The following is a 20,598-nucleotide window of genomic DNA, read 5'->3' as shown; positions in this document are numbered from 1 at the left end:
GTCGCCGCCGAACGGGATTACGCATCGACATCCCACGGTTCGCTATAGACGATAGTTATGGCGCGAGCCACTGGATTCGGCGACTGCTTACCGCGCATTGGCTGCGCTGGCTGCACCGAACGAAGCGACCGCCTCCATGAAGCGTTTGCCGTACAGGTCCAGCTTGCGCTGCCCCACACCGCTGACGGCCAAAAACTGTGCGTCGGTGACAGGCCTGATGAGGGCCATGTCCCGCAAGGTCTTGTCGGAGAAGACGATGTACGGCGGTTTGCCGATCTCCTGGGCGATGGTGCGGCGCAGGTCGCGCAGCTTCCGGAACAACGCCTCGGCGTCGTCATCGGGAATATACGAGCCCAGCGCCGCACCGGATACGTTCGACGCTGCGACACCGACGGGCACTCCCCCATCAACGTACACTCCCCCGCCGCGCACGCCGGTTCGTTCACCGGCGCCTCCGACCGTGCTTCCGGCAGCGCTCATACCGGCCGCTCTTGCCGACACCTTGCGCCGCAGCTTTTTCATCTCGTAATGGAAATCAGGAGAGGTGGTCTCCGCCGCGCGAGGCCCGAAGTGCACGATCGGCAGACGGCCTTCGGCAATGGTCAGATGACCGTCGGAGGTCATCTGACTGAGCACATCACGGATCAATGCGGTGTCGGTATCTTTCAGCATGCCGAACGTCGGCATCTGTTCGGGATTCAGACTCGACAATTCCTGGGCCTTGGAGCCACGCAGTATTTTGACGATCTTGCCTGAGCCCACCTGCTGCTGCACATCGTGCACGCATCGGCTGATCGCGCGTGCCACGCGGGTCACATCGATGGTCTCGAAAGTGCTTTCGCAATTCGAACAGGCACCGCACCTGACGGCATCCTTGGCGCCGCCCGCCTTCGCGGTATCCTCTGACGCAGAAGAAGCATCAGTGGAAAGCCCGGAAAGATCCTGGCCAAAATACCGTGTCATATACCGGTGCAGGCAGTCGGTGGTGCGGCAATAGCCCACCATGCCATCGAGCAACTGACGCTTGCGCAGGCGCGCAATCTCCTGTTCTTCGGGAGTCATGCGCTCATTCTCGTAATCGCTGTCGAGCAGCCGGCGTCTGGTCACGATGTCCGACTCGTTCCACAGCAGCGTGCAGCGGCTGGGCTCGCCGTCTCGCCCCGCGCGACCGGCCTCCTGATAGTAGGCCTCGATGGATTCAGGCATGTTGTAATGAATCACGAAGCGGACGTCCGGCTTGTCGATTCCCATACCGAACGCGTTGGTGGCCACCACCACCGGCACCTTGTCGGTGATGAAGTCGCGCTGCGCCCGTTCGCGCACATCAGATGCCATGCCGCCATGGTAGGCGACCGCCGTATGGCCCATCTGGTTCAACGTGGCGGCGAGCGCCTCAGTGGTTTTGCGGGTGGCGCAATAGATGATGCCGCATTCATCCGGGTGCTCCGCCACATAATCCGACACCCATGCAGCCTTGTATTTGGTTTCCAGCTTGACCACGTCGAAATACAGATTCGGCCGGTCGAATCCGGTGACGGTGACCGCCGGCTCGCGCAATCCGAGCAGACCAACGATATCCTTGCGCACGTTTTCGGTGGCGGTGGCGGTGAATGCGCCGATCGGCGGGCGCTGCGGCAGTCCCGCAATGAATTCGCCGATGCCCAGATACGACGAGCGGAAATCCTGCCCCCACTGGGAGACGCAATGCGCCTCGTCCACGGCAATCAAGGCAATCGGAGTGCGCGCGGCGAAATCACGGAATCTTCGTGTTTCCAGACGTTCCGGCGCCACATAGAGCAGTTTGATCTGTCCGGCTGCCGCCTGCGCCAGCACCATGGCCTGCTCGTCCGGGTCCTGGGTGGTGTTGACGAACGCGGCAGACAGACCGAGATCGTTGAGCGCATCAACCTGATCGCGCATCAGAGAGATCAGCGGCGAAACCACCAACGTGAGTCCCGGCATCAGGGCGGCGGGAATCTGGTAGCACACGGATTTGCCCGCGCCGGTCGGCATCACGCCCAACACGTCCCGACCGGTCAGAAGCGCCTCGACGATGCCGAGCTGGCCGGGCCGGAACGAATCGTAGCCGAAATACTGTTTAAGCGCCCCCAGCGCCGCCTCACGTGCCGTCATGACATACAACCATAGCGCACGGGGGCGCGTGATTCACAGGCGCTCGAGCGCCTGCTTGAGGTCGGCGATGAGGTCGTCGGCGTTCTCGATGCCCACCGAGATGCGGATCAGGTTGGCAGGCACCTGCAACGTGGTGCCGGCCACGGAGGCGTGGGTCATGGCCGCCGGCACCTCGATCAGGCTCTCCACACCGCCAAGCGATTCGGCGAGCGTGAAGATCTCGGTATGGTCCACGAACCGCTTGGCCGCCTCGGCACCAGCGGCCAGCTGCACGGAGACGATGCCGCCGAATCCACCGTGCATCTGGCGTGCGGCGATCTCATGGCCCGGATGGGATTCGAGGCCCGGATACCAGACGCGCTCAATCACGTCGGAGGGCTGGGATTCCAGCCATTCGGCCACCTTCAGCGCATTGGCGCTGTGGCGCTTGACACGCAGGTCCAGCGTCTTGAGACCGCGGATATCCAGCCAGGAGTCGAACGGAGAGGGCACCGCTCCGGCCGCGTTCTGCAGGAACGCCACCTTCTCGCGAGTCTCCTCGTCGTTGAGCACCACGGCACCGCCCACCACGTCGGAGTGGCCGCCGATGTACTTGGTGGTGGAGTAGACCACCGCGTCAGCGCCCTCATCCAGCGGATGCTGCAGGGCCGGCGAAGCGAAGGTGTTGTCGACCACGACCTTGGTGCCGTACTTGTGCGCCACTTCGGCGGTGGCTGCGATGTCGGTGATGTTCAGCAGCGGGTTGGAAGGGGTTTCGACCCACACGTACGCATAGTGCTTGGCGGCGAGCGCCGTCTCCACGGCTGCAAGGTCGGTGATGTCCACCACATCGAGTCCCACGCCCCACGGCACAAACACCTTGGCGAGCAGACGGTAGGTGCCGCCGTATACGTCGTTGCCGAGCAGGATGTTGTCGCCGGGCTTGATGGTGGAACGCAGCAGCACGTCGATGGCGGCGAGACCCGAGGAGAAGCTCAACGCGTATTTCGCGCCTTCCACGGAGGCGAGCTGTTCGTCGAAGCTGGTGCGCGTGGGGTTGATGGAACGCGAGTAGTCATGCCCGCCGCGCAGACCGAGCACGCCGTCCTGCTTGAAGGTGGAGGTGGCGTAGATCGGGGTCACCACGGCTCCGGTGGTCGGATCGGGCTCCTGGCCGGCGTGGATGGCACGGGTGGCAAGGGCATTGGATGCAAACTTGGCGTTGTATTCGGCGGACATGTGTTGTTCCTTTCGGTGTATTCCGTATTCGAGGGTAAGTCAGGGTTGGTCAGTGAATGCGCGTGTTGATATCAGCGTTATTGATAGCGGGTTATCGCGGGAATTGCCTTTGTTGATGCGCGGTAGATGCACTGTCGATGCGACCGCGCCGGCCACGCCGGCCGCACTGGCCGCATCGACCGCTTTCCGCCGGTCAGCTTTCGCTGACGGTCTTCCCGGCCGTCTCGTCGGGGGACGGCTGGGAGAGGTATTGTTCGGCAAGCGACGGCTTGGCGGTGCGATCCACGATGTCGCCGTAGCCGTTGGCGCGCATCCAGTCGTCGTTGAAGATCTTCTCCAGGTAGCTGCGGCCGGAATCGGGAGCCAGGACCACCACCAGCTGGTTCTCGTCCAGATTGTTGGCGAGCGCATACTTGATGGCGCTGGCCACGGCCATACCGGACGAGCCGCCGACCAGCAGCGCCTCCTCGCCGGCGAGCCTGCGGGTCATCTCGAACGCCTCGGCATCGTTCACCTTGACGATGTCGTCGGTGATGTTCCGGTCGAAGGCCTTGGGATAGAAGTCCTCCCCCACGCCCTCGATGTCGTATTGGTGCACGTCGGCCAGTGAATCGGCGGAGTAGATAGAGCCTTCCGGATCGGAACCGATGACCTTGACCGCACCGTTCGAGGCTTCCTTCAGATACTTGCCGGTGCCGGAGATGGTGCCGCCGGTGCCAATGCCCGCCACAAAGTGCGTGACCTTATGGTCGGTGGCCTCCCAGATCTCTGGACCGGTGGTGTAGTAGTGGCTTTCCGGGCCATTCGGATTGTCGTACTGGTTCGGACGGAAGCCGCCGGGAATCTCATTGGCGAGGCGTTCGGCCACCTGGTAGTAGGAGCGGGGATCGTCCGGGCCGGCGTCGGTGGGGGTGACGATGACTTCGGCGCCGTAGGCGCGCAGCACCGCACGCTTGGATTCGGAGACCTTGTCCGGCAGGGTGAAGATCGTACGGTACCCGCGCTGCTGAGCGACCAGGGCGAGGCCGACGCCGGTATTGCCGGAGGTGGGCTCTACGATGACGCCACCGGGCTTCAGTTGGCCGGACCGCTCGGCGGCGTCGATGATGCGCTCGGCGATGCGATCCTTGGAGGAGCCGCCGGGGTTGAAATACTCGACCTTGACGGCGATGGTGGCTTTGACGCCGAGGCTTTGGGGGATGTGGTTGAGCTTGACGAGCGGGGTGTTGCCGATGAGTTCCGCGAGACTGTTGTGGATGGTCATGATGGGGAATCCTTTGCTGTACGGGTGACGGTTGACTGGTGGGTCTGTTGATTGTCGTGAACCGACGTCCGCAGGCGAGTGGATATGTGTGGATGACCTTGTGATGTTAAGATTCGTCGGGTTACGTTGCGGCCGAGTTCCCGCTTCGCCTATACCCTATAGCTTTTCCTATTACTTCACCTGCATGGCATCTTCTGCCGCTTCTTCGGCAATCAGGAAATAACAATGGCGGCCGATTCGCCGCTCTACGAATGCTCTATCTCAAGTTATGCGTCACTCACCGCTCGCCCTAGGGCGTCGGTCAGCGACAACAACATGAGATGAACTGCATGTCTCATACGATAGCACAGGGCACAGCATAGGCGTGTCGCAGGTAACCGCATTCCGGACAGCAACGATTCTGCCAAGGTGCGAGGCGTAGCGGCAAAATGGCTTACCGCCGCCAGCCAGGATGGCAAAATCGTTGCCCACCGACTGCGACACAGCACGACTCTCCGTCCCGGCCAGATGCATCACTCCATGCCGAGCACAGCGTCTTGTCCGCCGAGCACACGCCTGATCTCATGCCGAAAGACAACAATGGACACCAACGCCGAGGTGATGTCCGATATCGGTTCGGCGACAAACACGCCAGTGACGCCCATGAACTGCGGCAATACGAACGCCAACGGAATCAGGAGGATGATTTTGCGCAGAATGGCCAAAAACAGCGAAGGCTTGGCCAGACCCAGCCCCACCAAGGTGCATTGAACGCCACATTGGATACCGAAGATCCCCCATCCACACACGAACAGTGGCATCATCGAGCCGACGACGGCTATGATGCCAGCGTCAGCGGTGAACAACCTCGCGATCGTTTCCGGGATAATCGCGATGACCGTCACCATAGCGGACATCACCACAAGTAGCAGCCCGATGCCAAGACGGTACGCATGCCGCACACGTTTATGGTTCCGAGCTCCGTAGTTGTAGCTAATGATGGGCTGAACGCCTTGCTGCAGACCATTGTTCACCACATATATCAGCTGCATCGTGCTGGTGATGATGGTCATGGCGGCCACATAATCATCGCCACCCAACCGTTCCAGCTGCGTGTTGAACACCACGTTGATGGCACATTCCGTCAACTGCATCACAAACGGAGAAGCCCCTAAAGCCAGCACCGGCAGAATCGTCGCATCGACCCTGAACCACGTCGCGCGAAATCGTATGGCGCTACGCGATGAAGCCAGAAATGCCACGATCCATGCCGCAGAGAGGAATTGGGAGATGACGTTCGCCACAGCCGCGCCACGAACACCCATATCGAGCACGAAAATGAACACCGGGTCAAGAATCAGGCTCATGCCGGCACCGATCAGCACCGAGACCATAGCCACTTTCGCTTTGCCTTGCGCAGAAATGAACGAGTTGAGTCCAAGCGTCACCTGAACGAACACGGTACCCAGCAGATAAACCCCCAGGAAGTCCGAGGCATACGGCAACGTATCGGCGCTGGCACCGAACGCATCCAGAATCGGCACTTTGCCGAACTCCAACAACACGGTGAGCGTCAGCGAAATCGCCACCAGCATTGCGGCACTCGCGCCGAGAATATGCTCGGCGGCACGCACATCGCCTTTGCCCAAGGCTATGGACGCCAAGGGAGCGCCACCTGAGCCGACGAGCAACGCGAACGCCGCCACGGCGATAGTGATTGGGAAGCAGATGCCGATGCCCGCGATGGCCAGATCGCCCACTTCGGGGATATGTGCTATGAAGAGTCGATCGACGATCGTGTACAACGCGTTCGCGGCCTGCGCCACGATCGCCGGCCCCGCCAAGGAGATCACCAGCGGGACAATCGGCTTGGTCGCCAGATCCTTCTGGGCGTCCGTTCGGGCCGGCGGCTTCAACTGCGTCTTCGTTCGGGCACGCTCTTCCGCCGGAGCGGCTGTCTGATCACTTATCGGCATACCTCAAAAGCTTGGAATAATGATCGAATCATAGGCTGAAATCGCGAGGGAATCGAACCGCGGTTTGCCTCCAAGCACCACTGCCAACTGCCGCATTGGCTGCCTGGTCTGACTCCCGGTTTAATCATACGAACAACGACTACAGCGAGGCGGCGGCGATGAGCTGCCGGGTGTAGTCGGACTGAGGGGCACCGAGCACAGCCGCCGTAGGTCCGGATTCGACCACGCGGCCTTCGTTCAGCACGACGATGCGGTCGGCGATATGCTGCACGACGCCCAGATCATGGGAGACCATGATGATCGCGGGCCTGACAGGCTCACCGGTCGCCGGATCGACTGTCTGCGAACCCTCGCCGGAGAGAATCGACTGGAAGGTCTCGAGGATCCGCACGCGGGCGGCCACGTCGATGGCGCTCATCGGCTCGTCGGCCAGGATGACGCGCGGTTCGTTGACGATGGCGCGGGCGATGGCGACGCGCTGGGCCTGACCGCCGGACAGGTCGCATGGGTAGCGTCCGAGGAACATGCGCGGGTCAAGGCCTACGCGGGCCAGCGCCTGTACGGTCTTGCCCTCCACCTCGTCGGCCGCAAAGCCCAATGCCCGCCGGCGCAGCCACAACGGTTCGGACACCGACCGTTCGACCGTCCAACGCGGGTCGAGCGAACCATACGGGTCCTGGAACACGATGGACGACTCGGCGCGCAGGGCCTTCATGCCTGCCGAACCCCGGCTCACCTCGACTCCGCGATACATGATCTCGCCGGAATCCGCAGCGGCCAATCCCAACATGATGCGGGTCAGCGTGGTCTTACCCGACCCGGATGCACCAATCACCGCCAAGCACTCCCCTGCGTGCACGTCGGCGGACACGTCGAACAGCACCTGGCGTCTGGCTGCCCGACCAAGCCCGAACAGCCCACCGCCGAACAATCCCCGATGCATGTCGCGTAAAGCAAAGGAGGCATTAACCCCTTGCGCGGACAGCAGCGGCGCACCATGACGGGCCTCGTACCGTGCCGATGCAGACGAGTCGTATGACATAGACGATGCATACGGAGCATGAGACAGCCCCGAGCCACCCCGGTCCTCTGTACTGCCCGGATTCCCCGCTTCGGAATGGGGGTTGAATGTTGATGCGTCACTCATCGGACCACTCCTTGGATTCCCCGGGTTCCTTGGCTTCCCCGACTCCGGCGTGCAACGTCAGGCTCCGCGCGGCACCAACCAGCCGCCGTGTCTCGGCTGTGGCCGGCGCAGCAAGCAGATCAGTGGTGTTCCCGGACTCTACGATACGCCCGGCATCCAACACGTAGCAGCGCGTGGTGGCGCGTGCGAGTACTGAGAAATCATGGGTGATGAACAGCATCGCAGCGCCGGCATCATCCACCAGCGAGGTCAGCAGATCCACTATCTGCCGTTGTGTGATGGAGTCAAGCGCCGTGGTCGGCTCGTCGGCGATGATGAATCGCGGCGAAGTGATGAGCGCCGTGGCGATACCCACGCGCTGCTGCTGTCCGCCGGACAGTTCATGAGGGTATTTGCCGTACGCCTCCCCCGGCAGGCCGACCTTGCCGAGCATGGCGCGCACGCGCTCGGCCCGTTCGGCCCGCGTGAGATCGTAGTGTAACCGGAGAGGAAGCGCGACCTGCTGTCCGACGGTCATCACCGGATTCAAGGCGGCGGCCGGGTTCTGGAACACCGTGCCCACGTATCGGCCGCGAAGGTCGGCGAGCGCGCGTTCGGAGGCACCCAGCACCTCCACGCCTCCCATGCTCACCGAACCGGTAGGTTCGGCATTCACGGGCAGCAGGCCGAGCATGGCCTTGGAGATCATCGATTTGCCGGAGCCCGATGAACCGATCAGCCCCACACGCTCGCCATCGACGATCCGCAGATCCACATCAGAGATGATGCGGCTGCCACCGATGGTGACGCAAAGACCACGAACATCAACGCCCATCGTATGCCTCCCCGCCGTTATGCTCACCGCCGCGAATCGCAACAGCAGCCGCGTTCCCAGCGTGGTTCTCCGTGGTTTCACATGACTGAGATGCCTCGACCACCTTATCCGTTTCGAAAATGCCATTGGGCATGCAGCCCCGGCCGGCCTTGCCGTCCCCTTCCTCAACCCGACGCAACGCGGGATTGGCTACGGGATCGATGGCGTCACGCAGCACGTCGCCGAACACGTTCAGCGCCACGACCACCACAGTGACGATGAGACCGGGCCACAGCACGGTCAGCGGAAATACATTGATGAGCTTGACCGAGGTGGCCAGCGAATGCCCCCAGCTCGGCACGCCGGAGGGCACGCCGATGCCAAGATATGTGAGCCCCGATTCGGCAAGTACCGCCGTGCCGGCGGACAAGGAAAGCTGCACGGCAAGCACCGGCAGGATGTTGGGGATGATGTGGCTGACCAGCACCCGCCATCCGCCGGCCCCGTTCGACAAGGCCGATTCCACATAGGACGAACGAGCGGCGAGCAACGCGGCAGGCCGCGCGATTCGCGCCAGATTGAGCCCGTACCCGAATCCGCAGGCGATGACGACCACCACGATCGAAGCACCTAACGGCACAGCCAGAATCAAGGCCACAAGCACTGTGGGAATGGAAATCAGCGCATCCACCAGCACGACGGCGACACTGGAAAGCGCTGCGCTACGGGCCACCATTGCGGCGACCAATGCGAGGCCCCACACGGCACAAAGCGCCACAGTGAGCAGCACGATAAGCAGATTCGTGAGCGAGCCGGCCATCAGCCAGCTGAACACATCCGCCCCGGTGCCATCAGTGCCGAGCCAATGGTCGGCGGACGGCCTGGCCCACACATGGTAGCCGTCCGTGACCCATAACGACTGAGGCGTCCATACCAGGGAGACGAGCGCCACGACTACCCACAGAGCCAGAACGATCAGCGCGAACCTGCCTTCCGCGCGACGCCAGATGGAGCGCAGTACGATGCTCAGCCCGCTCATTGACTCACCTCCGAAAGGCTTGTGGCGGTTTTCATGCGAGGGTCGAGGACACGGTGCAGCACATCCACAATCAGGCCTATTCCCAAGAAGAACGCGGCAAGCAGGAACAGCTCGCTCTGCACGGCGATCAAGTCGCGGTTGCCTACATCCGTGACCAGACCATTGCCGATGCCGGGCAGGGCGAACAGGTTTTCGATGACCATCACACCGGTGATCATCGAGGCGAACGTGAGCCCGATCACCGAGACCAATTGCGGAGTCGCAAGCCGCAAGCCCACGCGCAATACCGCCTGCGTACGTGTCATGCCGCAGGAACGGGCCATGTCGACGTATCCGGAATCCGCGAATCCTCCCAATGCGGCGCGCGTGTACCGCATGATGGAAGCCCCCACGATGATGCCTACGGACAGTGCCGGCAGTACCAGCGAAAGCAGCGCGCGACCGGGCATCGCCCAACCATCGAGCGGGAATCCCTGCGAGGGCAGGATGCCGATCAATCCCACGCCGCGCCCGAACAGCAGAATCAGCAGCAGGCCGCCCCACAATGCGGGAATCGCGCCGCCGATGATCGACATCATATGGAACAGCGCCCGCACACGGGCCGAACGGGCCAGCACAGCCGCGCAACCGAGCGGCAGTCCTATGGCGAGAGCTATCAACAGTCCCACGATGATCAGCGGAAAGGTGATGGCGGCGCGCGAGGCGACCAGCGCAGTCACCGAGCGACCGGTAAGGATCGACGTGCCGAAGTCGCCGCGCACCAAAGCACCCATCCAATCACCGTACTGCTCGACCAACGACCTGTTCAGCCCGAGCTGCTCGCGCAGCTGAGCCACACGTGCGGGCGAGGCGTTGACGCCCGCCATCACGGAGGCCACATCACCCGGCAGGATGCGCAGCGCGGCAAAGATCACGATGGACAATCCGAACAACGCCACGACGAACAGCGCCAGACGGTGAATCACGAACCGCATCGCCAGTCTCCTTTCCTTGGCATTCGGATGATTTCGGAGATCTTCTCAGTTACCTTTGGTGATACCTTTAGTGATACCTATGGTGATACCTATGGTGACATCTATGGTGACGGCTCCCCTCGGTCGCTTCGCGACAGCTCCCATCGCGACAGCCCCCATCGGAGAGAGGAGCCGAGGTTTTCGCGAGCCGCGGCTACTTGGTGTACGTCACGTCGTACAGCGGCATCACCGTCTGATTCAGGTCGAACGGGAAGCCTTCGACCCCTTTGGCGGTGGCGGTGGTGACACGGTAGTTGAACAGCCAGTCGGCCGGGGCGTCCTCGGAGATGAGCTTCGCGGCCTCGGCGAACTTGGCGTCGCGCTCCTTGTCGGAGGTGGCGGCCACGCCCTCGTTGTACAGCTTCTGCACGTCCTTGTTGTCGTAGCCGAAGTAGTAGGTCGGATCGGCCCAGGAATAGAAGTCGTGGCTTTCGTTGTGGTCCACGAGCGAGATGTCGAAGTCGTGGTTGGTGTACACGTCCTGAAGCCAGGTGGAGAACTCCACCACATTCACCTTGAGGTCGATGCCGATGGGCTTCAGCTGCGAGCGCAGCTGGTCGCCGAGCTCGGTGCCGTAGATGTTCGCATAGGTCAAGCTCAGTTCGAGCGGCTTATCGGTGGAATAGCCGGCCTCGGCCATCAATGACTTGGCCTTGGCCTGATCGTACGGGTAGAGGCCGGTCAGGTCCTCGTATCCGGGGTCGAGGGACGGGATCGGGCCGCCGAGCGCCTTGTCAGCGCCGCCGCGTGAGGCGATGATCTCCTTGTGGTTGATCGCGTAGCGGATGGCCTGGCGAATGCGCTTGTCGGCAAGCTTGGAGCCGGAGGCGTTGTTGAAGGCGAGCACGTACTTGTCGGTGCCGTTGCCCGCCTTGACCGTGTATTTGTCCGGATCGGACGCGAACGGCTCGGCCAGGGTCTCGGTGATCGGGGCGAGCACCTGCACGTCGCCGGATTTGAGGGCGTTGACCGCAGCATTGTCGTCGGCCAGGTAATTGATGACCACCGTGGGCGTCTTGGCCTTGTTATTGCCCCAGTACTTCTCGTTGGCCTTGAGGGTGATCGAGCTGTTCTCGACGAACTTGGACACGGTGTACGGGCCGGAGCCGATGGCCTGGGTCTTGAGGTCGTACTTGGCGTCCTTGTCGAACACCAGACCCGCGCGGCCGGTCAGCGTCCACAGCAGGTTGGAGTTCGGGGTCTTCAGGGTCATGACTACGGTGTCGGCGTCCTTGGCCTCGACCTTGATCACGGCGGCGAGCGCCTCGGCGTCATGATACTGCTTGGCGATGAGCTCGTTGATGGACCAGGCCACATCCTCGGCATCCAGCTTGTCGCCGTTGGAGAAGGTCATGTTCTTGTTGAGGTGGAAGGTGTAGGTCAGGCCGTCCTTGGATTCCTCCCAGCTGGAGGCGATGGCGGGGGCCACCTGGTTCTTGGAGTCGCGCGCCACGATGCCTTCGTACACGTTGCCGATGAGCACCTGGTCAAGCGCGGAGCCAGCGGTGGTGCGGATGTCGAGGTTGGTGGGGGCGAGCTTGAGGCCGACGGTCACGCTGTCGGCATATTTGGCGCCGGATGCGCCGGATGTGTCCGTCTGCCCTTCGTCGTTCGCGGAAAAGGCGAACGTGACGCCCACGACGACCGCGATCGCCGCGATGACTGCAATCAGGGAGATCAGCCACCACTTGGGACCGTTCTTCTTCGGGTTCTTCGCTCGTGCGGCGAGGCTGGCGTCCGTGGTCGCCGCAGTCGTGGATTCGGTACCGTTCGCTCCGGTTGCGCCGCTGCCGGCGTGCGCACCATTATCTTGTGCACCATTGTCTTGTGACATGGGTATTCCTCTGTGATTCTTGATATTCAATATGCACTATGCATGGTTATGAACATATGCAGTTCCAATAAGCCGGTTGGCCGCCCAGTCGGGTCGACCACCGCTGCCCCATCATAGACGCGGGAGTAGAATAACCCTTGAAATCCATCTCGACGTTGGAGGGTTATCATGCTGGTGGCCGTCGATATCGGCAACACGAACATCGTCATCGGTTTTTTGGATGGCAAGTCGGGCAATACGAATGTGGGCACGTACCGCATTACGTCGAAAGCAAATCACACGTCTGACGAATACGGGCTGTTCCTCACGGAATTCCTGCATATGAGCGGATTCACCCCGGATGATGTGGATGATGTAATCATCTGTTCGGTGGTGCCGAAGGTGATGCATTCCTTCCGCTCCTCAATCATCAAGTTCTTCGGACTCGATCCCATGGTGATAGGCCCCGGCGTCAAGACCGGCATGAATGTGCGCGTGGACGACCCGAAGTCCCTGGGTGCCGACATCCTGGCCGACTGCGCGGGCGCCTACAACGAATATGGCGGCCCGGTACTGGTGGCCGATTTCGGTACGGCGACCACATTCACCCATGTGGACGCCAACGGCGTGATCGATGCCGGCGTAATCACCACCGGCATCCGGACCGGTGCCGCGGCCCTGTGGGGCGACACCGCGCAACTGCCGGAGGTGGAGATCACCCGACCGACCACGATCCTCGGCACCAACACCAAAGTGTGCATGCAGGCGGGACTGTATTACACGTTCCTGGGCGGCGTGGAGCGCACCATCGAGCAGTTCCGCAAGGAGCTCGGCGGCGAGGACTTCACGGTGATCGCCACCGGCGGTCTCGGGCGCGTGTTCGAGGGCGACACCGATGAGATCGACGTCTACGACCCCGATCTCATCTTCAAGGGCATGGCGCATATCTACGCACGCAACATGCGGTAGTGGGTTAGGCTATGTTGTCTATTTGATGGTGAAGCCCTGATTGAATCCGTATTCCTTCAGGTCCTTCTGCCATTGGGCGAGTCCCGTTTCAAGGCTGATCTTCTTGCCCGGATCCGTCAGAGGCTGCAAAGGCTTGCCGTTGGCGTCCTTCCGCCCCAGATCGATGTCGGCCTGCCGAAGCTGGTACGCCTGGAAGTCGCTTGTCCACTTGTAGGACTTGCCTACGGTGGATTCGAAATCACTGCGCGCATATACCTCGAATGGCAGATACTGGTATCCCACGGATACGTCCTCGGCGGCCTCGGAAAGTACTCGGTTGAACTTCTGCCCCCCGAAATAGGGGATTTCGATGCCATCATCATTCGTGATGGTGGTCTTGTCCAGGAAACTCTCGGAATTCAGCGTGGCATAGTCGGCGGGGAATGCGCCGCCGGCCACGCGCGCACTGATGCCCTGCGCATCATGGGCGACAAAGTCAACGAATCGGTATGCCGCGTCCGGCTTGCGGGTGAGCTGCAATACGGTCAACGCGGAGCCACCGCTTTCCGCGTTGGCTGGTTGACCGTCATAGGTAGGCATTGTGGTCACGCGCCATAGGCCTGCCGCGCCCGGCACGTTGGCGAGCAGCAATGATGGCATCCAGGCTCCCATGAACACGGATGCGATGGTCCCGTTGCCCACACGTGTTTTCCACCGGTCGGACCATGTGGCTGACGTGGTGTCGACTAGCCCCTCATCGATCATGCGCTGCCAGAATTCGGTGAATCGCTGGGTTCCGGCATCATGCTCAAGATCGATGGTGACGGTTTTCCCATCGGTCGACGTGTGGAACGGCTGGCCTCCGGCGAGCCAGATCATCGCATCGTAGAAGCTGCCGTCTCCCGCATCGGCTGCGATATAAACGCCGATGTCCTTGAGTTTTTTCGCAGCCTCGTAGTAGTCATCCCATGTCTTGATCTGCGTGGCATCGACGCCGGCCTGGGTGAAGATGTCGTCATTGTAGAAGAACCCCATCGGACCGGAGTCCATCGGCAGACCGTATATTCGTCCGGCAAGCTGCACCGAGGCCCATGTACCGCCCGTGTAGAAGTTGGCGTAATCGGAGCCAAGACGGTCGGTCAGGTCGAGCAGTTGGCCGGAGACCGCATACTGCGGCAATGCATAGTATTCGATCTGCGCCACGTCAGGGGTGCCGTATCCGTCCTGGATGGCGGTGTTGAGATTGTTGTAGCCGGAAATGTTCGTCCAATTGACCTTGATGTCCGGATTGGCCTTTTCGAATCGACTGATGACCTTGCCCATGCTGGGTTCCCAGCTCCACACGGTGATCTGCGTGCGATTGTCCTGCGTGGCCTGCCCGCATGAGGCAAGGGATACGGAAAGGATTGCAGCCACAACTGCCGTAGCCATTCTTGAAAGTCGCCGTCCGATCATGCCCATGGTGCAGAGTCTACTATCATCCTCTGAATCGGCCGAAAGGGGGGCAATGCAAATACGACGAGCCCCTGAGGCATGCACCTCAGGGGCTCGTTCAATCGGAAACGGTATGGGGAACCGTCAGATCATCAGGCTTTGCCTCATTGGCTTACTTGACGGTGAAGCCCTGATCCTTGCCGTAATCCTGCAGGGCCTTCTGCCAAGCGGCTACACCATCGGCGAGCTTCTGGTCGCCGGTGTAGGACTTGCCGACGTAGTCGCCGAAGATAGTGCGGGCCTTGACCTCGAAGGGCAGGAACTGGTAGTCGGAGGACACGTTCTCAGCCGCCTGGGCGAGGACCTCGTTGTACTTCTGGCCGCCGAAGTAGTCGACGTCCTGACCATCGGCGTTCTTGACGGTGGTGGCGTTCTTGAAGGAATCAGCCTCCATGGAAGCCTTGTCAGCCGGGAAGGCGCCACCGGCCACACGGGTGGCCACACCGTCGCCGTGGTTCGCGTACTCGATGAACTTGTAGGCGGCCTCGGCCTTCTTGGAGGAGGCGAGCACAGCCAGCGAAGAACCGCCGTTCTCGGAGTTGGTGGCGGAGCCGTCAGCAGTCGGCATCTGGGTCACGCGCCACTTGCCGGCGCCACCGGCAGCGGAGTTGGCCAGGTTGGCCGGCATCCAGGCACCGGTGAGCAGGGAGGCGATGGTGCCATCGACCATGCCCTTGAACCAATCCTCGGACCAGCCGGCGGTCTTGGTGTCGAGCAGGCCCTCATCGAGCAGCTTCTGCCAGTATTCGTTGAACTTCTGCACGTTCTCGTCACCGGTCAGGTTGATGGTGACTTCGGAGCCGTCGGAGGAGGTCTTGAACGGCTGTCCGCCGGCGAGCCAGGTCATCGAGTCGTAGAAGCCTGCGTCACCAGTGTCGGAAGTGATGTAGTAGTTGTCGCCAAGGGCGTGAATCTTCTTGGCGGCCTCGTAGTAGTCATCCCAGGTCTTGATCTGCTCGGCGTCAACGCCGGCCTTGTCGAAGACCTCCTTGTTGTAGAAGAAGGCCATTGGGCCGGAATCCATCGGCAGGCCGTAGACCTTGCCGCCGAACTGCACGGATGCCCACGGGCCAGGGGTGTAGAAGTCCTCGAAGCCGGAGGTCTTGTCGGTGATGTCAAGCAGGTTGCCCTTGATGGCGTACTGCGGGATGGCGTAGTACTCGACCTGGGCCACATCCGGGGCGCCCGAGCCGGCCTCGATGGCGTTGTCTAGCTGCGTGTATTCCTTGGTGTTGGTGCCGACGTTCTTCAGGTCGACCTTGATGCCGGTCTCCTTGGTGAAATCCTTGGCGACCTGGGTCAGCGTGGGCTCCCAAGCCCACACGGTGATCTCCTGCACATCACTCTCCTGTGCAGGCTGGCTGCTGGAGTTGCTGTCGGAACCGCAGGCGGCAACGGATACCAGCATGGTCACGGCGCCAGTAAGGGCGACGGCCTTCTTTGCAGCGGTGAACTTCATCGTTCTGTTTTCCTTCCTTGAACCGTCCAGAACGATTCATATGTATGTCATTCGCAACCACCAGCTGCAATCGATTCAAATTCCTTGGAATTCCCCTCGACCCTGAGATGTGGCTCCAATCGCCATCTCCAACAACTATGATTGCGTTAACATCTGCAAGTATACACACTCCGCCAACGAACGCAAGCGCGCCAATATCGGCGTATTATCGCAAACACTATCCACAATTCCGGAATAATTGGCGTAAGCGCTTACATTCCGGTTTGCGAAAGTAGTCTTCATCCAGTCGACAATCCGCCCCCACTACGGAGGTCAGCCAAGCATTACAACGATCGCTAGCATGCTGCGCCAGAAATGCGTCAACAAATTGACTACCCGTCAGTCCCGCTTCGCGAGGGCCAGCTCCCCTGGCAAGAGGAGCCACGATATAATCGACGAATTTCACAGGCACGGCATACTAGAACCCGGCCGGCAGACCCCAATCGAATCATGACCCATCCGGATACTGCGGCGATCGCATGGGATCCGTGCTGCGCATGTTCGCAATCTATGCCAATGCGCCGGCCTCCACACAAGGCAGAGGCCGGCGCATCAATCAGACAGCGGCGTTACCGCTACAGCTTCACCACCAGAACACCGTTGGGCCGAATCGCAGCCGTATGCTCGGATTCGTTGACCTGCGCCAGCGAAGCGACCAGCGGTTCACCTTCCACATCCACCACGGCGACCTCATGCGTGCGGTTGAACAGGAACACGAAGTGGTTCTCATCCGTGGCGTCCGCGCGCTCCACGCGCAGCACCTCACCACGGTCGTCTCCAGCAGGGGTCTCGATACCAAGCTCCTCCAGCAATGCCGGCAATGTCTTGGCGAGCCCCTCACGGCCCAGACGAGCACCGACATACGCCGCCTTGCCGTCGCCGAAGTCGTTGACGGTGACGGCTGGCGCGCCGTCGAATCCGGTCCACTTGTCCGCCTTGAAGGAGGCCACCACGTGGGCGGTATCGGCCACGGAGGTGATGACATCGGCGAAATCGTGAGCCACGGCGCCGTTGGTAAGGTCGAGATGATCCATAGCGCCCGGGAAATCGTCGCCCATGGCGGCGAACTCCTCGATGCGCACACCCACCACATCACGGATGGAGCCGGGGTAACCGCCCAGCCAGACGTGATCCTTCTCATCGACCAGACCGGTGTAATAGGTCACGAACAGCTTGCCGCCATTCGCCACATATTCACGCACACGGCGCGAGGTCTCTTCCGAAAGGATGGTCAGGCTCGGCAGCACCACAGCTTCATACTGGTCCCAGGGGCCGCGGACCGGCACCACGTCGGCGGTAAGACCGTTGTCCGCCAACGCGCGGAACCACGTAAGCGGTTCGGTCCAATGGCGTACCTCCTGAGTAGGCGTGGCGGTATGTTCCGTAGCCCACTGGGACTCGTAATCGAACACGACGGCAATCTTGGATTTGACCAGCTTGGTGTCCAACAAACCTTCGTCGGCCAGTTTGCCTAGGTCGGCACCCAGTTCGCACACATCGCGGAAGATCTGGGAGTCGGCACCCGCGTGAGGCACCATCGAGGAGTGCCACTTCTCCGCGCCGGCCTTGGACTGCCGCCACTGGAAGTAGCAGATGGCGTCGGCGCCCATGGCCAGATGCGCCAAGGAGTCGCGCACCAGTTCGCCGGGCTCCACACGATAGTTGATCGGGCGCCAGTTGACGGCCGAGGTGGAATGTTCCATCAGGAACCAGGGGTTCTTGCGCGCGATGCCGTCGGTGAGGGATGCCGAGTATGCGAGCTCATCGAGGTGAGCCTCGCCCGGCGTGAAGTAATGGTCGTTGGACACGAAGTCCACGTCATAGCCCCACTTGTCGTAATCGAGGCCGGTGCCGCCGGCGGAGACCATGAAGTTCGTGGTCTGCGGCTTGCCGGGCGTGATCTCCAGCAGTGCGTCGCGTTCGGAGCGGTAGAAGTCGAGGAGTGCGTCGCTGCTGAAGCACTTCCAGTCGAGCAGCTTGCCCGGGTTCATGAAGTTGCCGTCGCCGATGAAGCGCGGCGGGATGATCTCGGAGAAGTTGTTCATACGCTGAGCCCAGAAGGCGGTGCCCCAGGCATCGTTCACGGCGTCGATGGTGCCGTAACGCTTTTCACACCACTTTTGGAAGGCACGCTCGGCGTCTTCGGAGTAGTCGAAGCGATTATGGCAGCCGTACTCGTTGCTCACATGCCAAGAGACCACATAAGGGTTGTCCTTGTAGTGTTCGGCCATCTTGCGGCACAGGTTGAGCGCGTAGTCCAGGAACACCGGGCTGGTGGCTCGCCAGTGCTGGCGTGCGCCAGGCTGGCAGACGTCACCGCGGTAGTCGACCCAGAGGATCTCCGGGTGGGCCTGGGTCAGCCACATCGGCGGGGATGCGGTGCCGGTTGCGAGATCGACGGCGATGCCGGCCTTGCCTAGCTTGTCGATGACGCGGTCGAGCCAATCAAAGTCATAGACACCTTCCTCGGGCTCGAGCTTGGCCCAAGAGAAGATGGCGACGGAGACCAGATTGACCCCGGCTTTCTTCATCAGTTCGATGTCCTCGTCCCAGACCTCTTCGGGCCACTGGTCGGGGTTGTAGTCGCCGCCGTACCAGATGCGGGGCTTCTGCCCCTCGAGCGGTTGCGGCCAATTGAACGTCCTATGTTCAGTCATTGGTATCGTTTGTCCTTACTTGCGTAGTGATATCTCCATCGACATTCCATCTACTTCGATGGAACAGAAGCCGGTGAGCCATGGGAAACGGCTCACCGGCCAGATACTCGCCTGCTCGCTACCGCTTATTGGGCGGAATCTGCACTATGCACAGCAGGAGGAATGTCTCCATAAGGAGGATTCACTCCTTGACTGCGCCGGCGGCGAGGCCGGACTGCCAGTACTTCTGGAGCATGAGGAACGCGATGACCAGGGGGATGATCGTGATCAGGGAGCCGGTGATCACGAGGTTCTGGATCGCCTGGCCGCCGGCGGTCGAGGCCTGGTCCTTCCACTGGTTCAGGCCGATGGTCAGCGGATACCAGTTCGAGTCCTTGAGCATGATCAACGGCAGGAAGTAGTTGTTCCACGTCGCCACGATCGTGAACAGGGCGGTCGTCACGATGCCGGGAGCCAGCAGGGGCATGCTGATCGTCCAGAACGTGCGCCACTCCGAGGCGCCGTCCACGCGTGCCGCCTCCAGCAGCTCGGTCGGCACCGCCTGCTCGCTGAAGATCCACATCAGGTACAAACCGAACGGGGAGATCAGCGAGGGGATGATCATGGCCCACGGCGTGTTCGTCAGGCCCAGCTTGGCGAACAGGAGGAACTGCGGGACCGCCAGCGCGATGCCCGGCACGCTGATCGAGCCGATGATCACCGCGAACACGGCCTTCCTGCCGGGGAAGCGGAACTTCGCCAAGGCGTAGCCGCCCATAATCGCCAGCAGGGTCGCGCCGCCCGCGCCCACCACCACGTACAGGAGCGTGTTAATAAGCCAGCGGCCGAAGATCCCCTCCTGGTAGGTGAACACCGTCACGATGTTGTCCCACAGGGCGAACGACTTGCCGAAGCCCAGGCCGAACGTCGACGTGAAGTCGGCCTGCGTCTTCGTCGCGTTGATCAGCAGGTACACGAACGGGAACAGGCAGTACACGGCGAACACCGCGCACAACACCGTCATCAGCATGGAACGCCTCGGGTTGTTCACGTTCGCGAACCCGGCCTTCGCCGCGCGCCTGCGCTCCGCGGCCTCGTCCCTCTCGATCCTCCTCTGACGCTCCCTCTCCGCCTTCTTCGCGGCCCGCTCCTGGGCCCTCAGCCCCGCCGCCGACACACGGGCGGAAGTCTCAGCTGCACTCATCACGCACGCTCCTTCACGATCACAGACACAATCACAATCATCCTCGAGACAGCCACCGGGCGCATCACCTCATCTGCTCCTTCATGCTCCTCAACTGCACCGCGTACGCGATCGCCATCGTGATCACCGCCATCACAATCGCCAGGGCGGCGGCATAGTTCGACTGGTTGCCGGAGAACGACAGGTTGTACGCGTACATGTTCGGCGTGTAATACGTCGTGATCGCATTGCCCGGCACCATGCTCTGCAGAATGCTGGGCTCGTTGAACAGCTGGAACGAGCCGATGATCGAGAAGATCACCGTGATCGCCAAGGAACCCCTCAACTCCGGCAGCTTGATCGACTTGACGATCTGCCACTCCGAGGCGCCGTCGATCGAGGCCGCCTCGTACAGGGAGTGCGGGATCGTCGACAGCGAGCTGTAGAAGATCAGCATGTTATAA

The 20,598-nt window shown here is 61.5% G+C and carries 15 protein-coding genes; 1 reads left to right on the top strand and 14 read right to left on the bottom strand.

The window, feature by feature from the left end:
• Positions 1 to 87: 87 nt before the first annotated feature.
• The 9 genes from BW09_RS08355 to BW09_RS08315 form a co-directional block, all read right to left on the bottom strand.
• On the bottom strand, positions 88 to 2,133 hold the full coding sequence (locus tag BW09_RS08355) for a RecQ family ATP-dependent DNA helicase (protein ID WP_044089993.1): 2,046 nt from the start codon (positions 2,131 to 2,133) through the stop codon (positions 88 to 90).
• 33 nt (positions 2,134 to 2,166) lie between these two features.
• Complete coding sequence (locus tag BW09_RS08350) at positions 2,167 to 3,351, bottom strand: cystathionine gamma-synthase (RefSeq protein ID WP_044089995.1); 1,185 nt, start codon at positions 3,349 to 3,351, stop codon at positions 2,167 to 2,169.
• A 193-nt stretch (positions 3,352 to 3,544) separates the two neighbouring features.
• Positions 3,545 to 4,615: a pyridoxal-phosphate dependent enzyme gene (locus tag BW09_RS08345; RefSeq protein ID WP_140463297.1), complete on the bottom strand. Its 1,071-nt coding sequence runs from the start codon at positions 4,613 to 4,615 to the stop codon at positions 3,545 to 3,547.
• 512 nt (positions 4,616 to 5,127) lie between these two features.
• Positions 5,128 to 6,570: an MATE family efflux transporter gene (locus tag BW09_RS08340; protein ID WP_140463295.1), complete on the bottom strand. Its 1,443-nt coding sequence runs from the start codon at positions 6,568 to 6,570 to the stop codon at positions 5,128 to 5,130.
• Between the two features lie 139 nt (positions 6,571 to 6,709).
• Entirely contained in the window at positions 6,710 to 7,612 is a 903-nt protein-coding gene (locus BW09_RS08335; protein WP_375137577.1) for an ABC transporter ATP-binding protein, read from the bottom strand.
• 97 nt (positions 7,613 to 7,709) lie between these two features.
• Positions 7,710 to 8,531 carry an ABC transporter ATP-binding protein gene (locus BW09_RS08330; RefSeq protein WP_140463293.1) on the bottom strand — a complete coding sequence of 274 codons (822 nt, stop codon included), beginning with the start codon at positions 8,529 to 8,531 and terminating at the stop codon, positions 7,710 to 7,712.
• Complete coding sequence (locus BW09_RS08325; RefSeq protein WP_081886490.1) at positions 8,521 to 9,549, bottom strand: ABC transporter permease; 1,029 nt, start codon at positions 9,547 to 9,549, stop codon at positions 8,521 to 8,523. Before BW09_RS08325 ends, BW09_RS08330 begins: the two co-directional genes overlap by 11 nt.
• Positions 9,546 to 10,523, bottom strand: a complete 978-nt coding sequence (locus tag BW09_RS08320) for an ABC transporter permease (RefSeq protein ID WP_044090623.1) — start codon at positions 10,521 to 10,523, stop codon at positions 9,546 to 9,548. Before BW09_RS08320 ends, BW09_RS08325 begins: the two co-directional genes overlap by 4 nt.
• Before the next feature lie 193 nt (positions 10,524 to 10,716).
• Positions 10,717 to 12,396 (bottom strand): ABC transporter substrate-binding protein, encoded by a 1,680-nt coding sequence (locus BW09_RS08315; RefSeq protein WP_044090622.1) that lies wholly within the window; start codon positions 12,394 to 12,396, stop codon positions 10,717 to 10,719.
• A 168-nt stretch (positions 12,397 to 12,564) separates the two neighbouring features.
• Here BW09_RS08315 and BW09_RS08310 point away from each other — a divergent pair, with 168 nt between their 5' ends.
• Positions 12,565 to 13,344 (top strand): type III pantothenate kinase, encoded by a 780-nt coding sequence (locus BW09_RS08310; RefSeq protein WP_044090621.1) that lies wholly within the window; start codon positions 12,565 to 12,567, stop codon positions 13,342 to 13,344.
• Positions 13,345 to 13,362: 18 nt separating this feature from the next.
• Here the strand turns inward: BW09_RS08310 and BW09_RS08305 are convergent, their stop codons facing one another.
• From BW09_RS08305 to BW09_RS08285, 5 genes are all read right to left on the bottom strand, one after another.
• Positions 13,363 to 14,784, bottom strand: a complete 1,422-nt coding sequence (locus BW09_RS08305) for an ABC transporter substrate-binding protein (protein WP_044090620.1) — start codon at positions 14,782 to 14,784, stop codon at positions 13,363 to 13,365.
• Between the two features lie 145 nt (positions 14,785 to 14,929).
• Positions 14,930 to 16,276: a sugar ABC transporter substrate-binding protein gene (locus BW09_RS08300; RefSeq protein WP_044090619.1), complete on the bottom strand. Its 1,347-nt coding sequence runs from the start codon at positions 16,274 to 16,276 to the stop codon at positions 14,930 to 14,932.
• Between the two features lie 614 nt (positions 16,277 to 16,890).
• Positions 16,891 to 18,972, bottom strand: coding sequence for a beta-galactosidase (locus tag BW09_RS08295; protein ID WP_140464861.1), 2,082 nt, complete (start codon positions 18,970 to 18,972; stop codon positions 16,891 to 16,893).
• A 181-nt stretch (positions 18,973 to 19,153) separates the two neighbouring features.
• A complete protein-coding gene (locus tag BW09_RS08290; RefSeq protein ID WP_044090617.1) occupies positions 19,154 to 20,155 on the bottom strand; it encodes a carbohydrate ABC transporter permease in 1,002 nt (333 codons plus the stop codon).
• 64 nt (positions 20,156 to 20,219) lie between these two features.
• On the bottom strand, positions 20,220 to 20,598 hold a 379-nt coding region (locus BW09_RS08285), incomplete at its 5' end, for a carbohydrate ABC transporter permease (protein ID WP_140463289.1).

The organism is Bifidobacterium sp. UTCIF-1, from assembly GCF_006408915.1.
In the GTDB taxonomy this organism is placed as follows: domain Bacteria; phylum Actinomycetota; class Actinomycetes; order Actinomycetales; family Bifidobacteriaceae; genus Bifidobacterium; species Bifidobacterium reuteri.
The sequence above is the reverse complement of the archived record's forward strand: the minus strand, read 5'-3'. Positions and strand labels throughout refer to the sequence as shown.

Excerpts from the sequence above, each read along its gene's own strand:
- BW09_RS08355 (WP_044089993.1), bottom strand. The coding sequence starts at position 2,133 with ATGACGGCACGTGAGGCGGCGCTGGGGGCGCTTAAACAGTATTTCGGC.
- BW09_RS08350 (WP_044089995.1), bottom strand. The coding sequence starts at position 3,351 with ATGTCCGCCGAATACAACGCCAAGTTTGCATCCAATGCCCTTGCCACC.
- BW09_RS08345 (WP_140463297.1), bottom strand. The coding sequence starts at position 4,615 with ATGACCATCCACAACAGTCTCGCGGAACTCATCGGCAACACCCCGCTC.
- BW09_RS08340 (WP_140463295.1), bottom strand. The coding sequence starts at position 6,570 with ATGCCGATAAGTGATCAGACAGCCGCTCCGGCGGAAGAGCGTGCCCGA.
- BW09_RS08335 (WP_375137577.1), bottom strand. The coding sequence starts at position 7,612 with ATGTCATACGACTCGTCTGCATCGGCACGGTACGAGGCCCGTCATGGT.
- BW09_RS08330 (WP_140463293.1), bottom strand. The coding sequence starts at position 8,531 with ATGGGCGTTGATGTTCGTGGTCTTTGCGTCACCATCGGTGGCAGCCGC.
- BW09_RS08325 (WP_081886490.1), bottom strand. The coding sequence starts at position 9,549 with ATGAGCGGGCTGAGCATCGTACTGCGCTCCATCTGGCGTCGCGCGGAA.
- BW09_RS08320 (WP_044090623.1), bottom strand. The coding sequence starts at position 10,523 with ATGCGGTTCGTGATTCACCGTCTGGCGCTGTTCGTCGTGGCGTTGTTC.
- BW09_RS08315 (WP_044090622.1), bottom strand. The coding sequence starts at position 12,396 with ATGTCACAAGACAATGGTGCACAAGATAATGGTGCGCACGCCGGCAGC.
- BW09_RS08310 (WP_044090621.1), top strand. The coding sequence starts at position 12,565 with ATGCTGGTGGCCGTCGATATCGGCAACACGAACATCGTCATCGGTTTT.
- BW09_RS08305 (WP_044090620.1), bottom strand. The coding sequence starts at position 14,784 with ATGGGCATGATCGGACGGCGACTTTCAAGAATGGCTACGGCAGTTGTG.
- BW09_RS08300 (WP_044090619.1), bottom strand. The coding sequence starts at position 16,276 with ATGAAGTTCACCGCTGCAAAGAAGGCCGTCGCCCTTACTGGCGCCGTG.
- BW09_RS08295 (WP_140464861.1), bottom strand. The coding sequence starts at position 18,972 with ATGACTGAACATAGGACGTTCAATTGGCCGCAACCGCTCGAGGGGCAG.
- BW09_RS08290 (WP_044090617.1), bottom strand. The coding sequence starts at position 20,155 with ATGAGTGCAGCTGAGACTTCCGCCCGTGTGTCGGCGGCGGGGCTGAGG.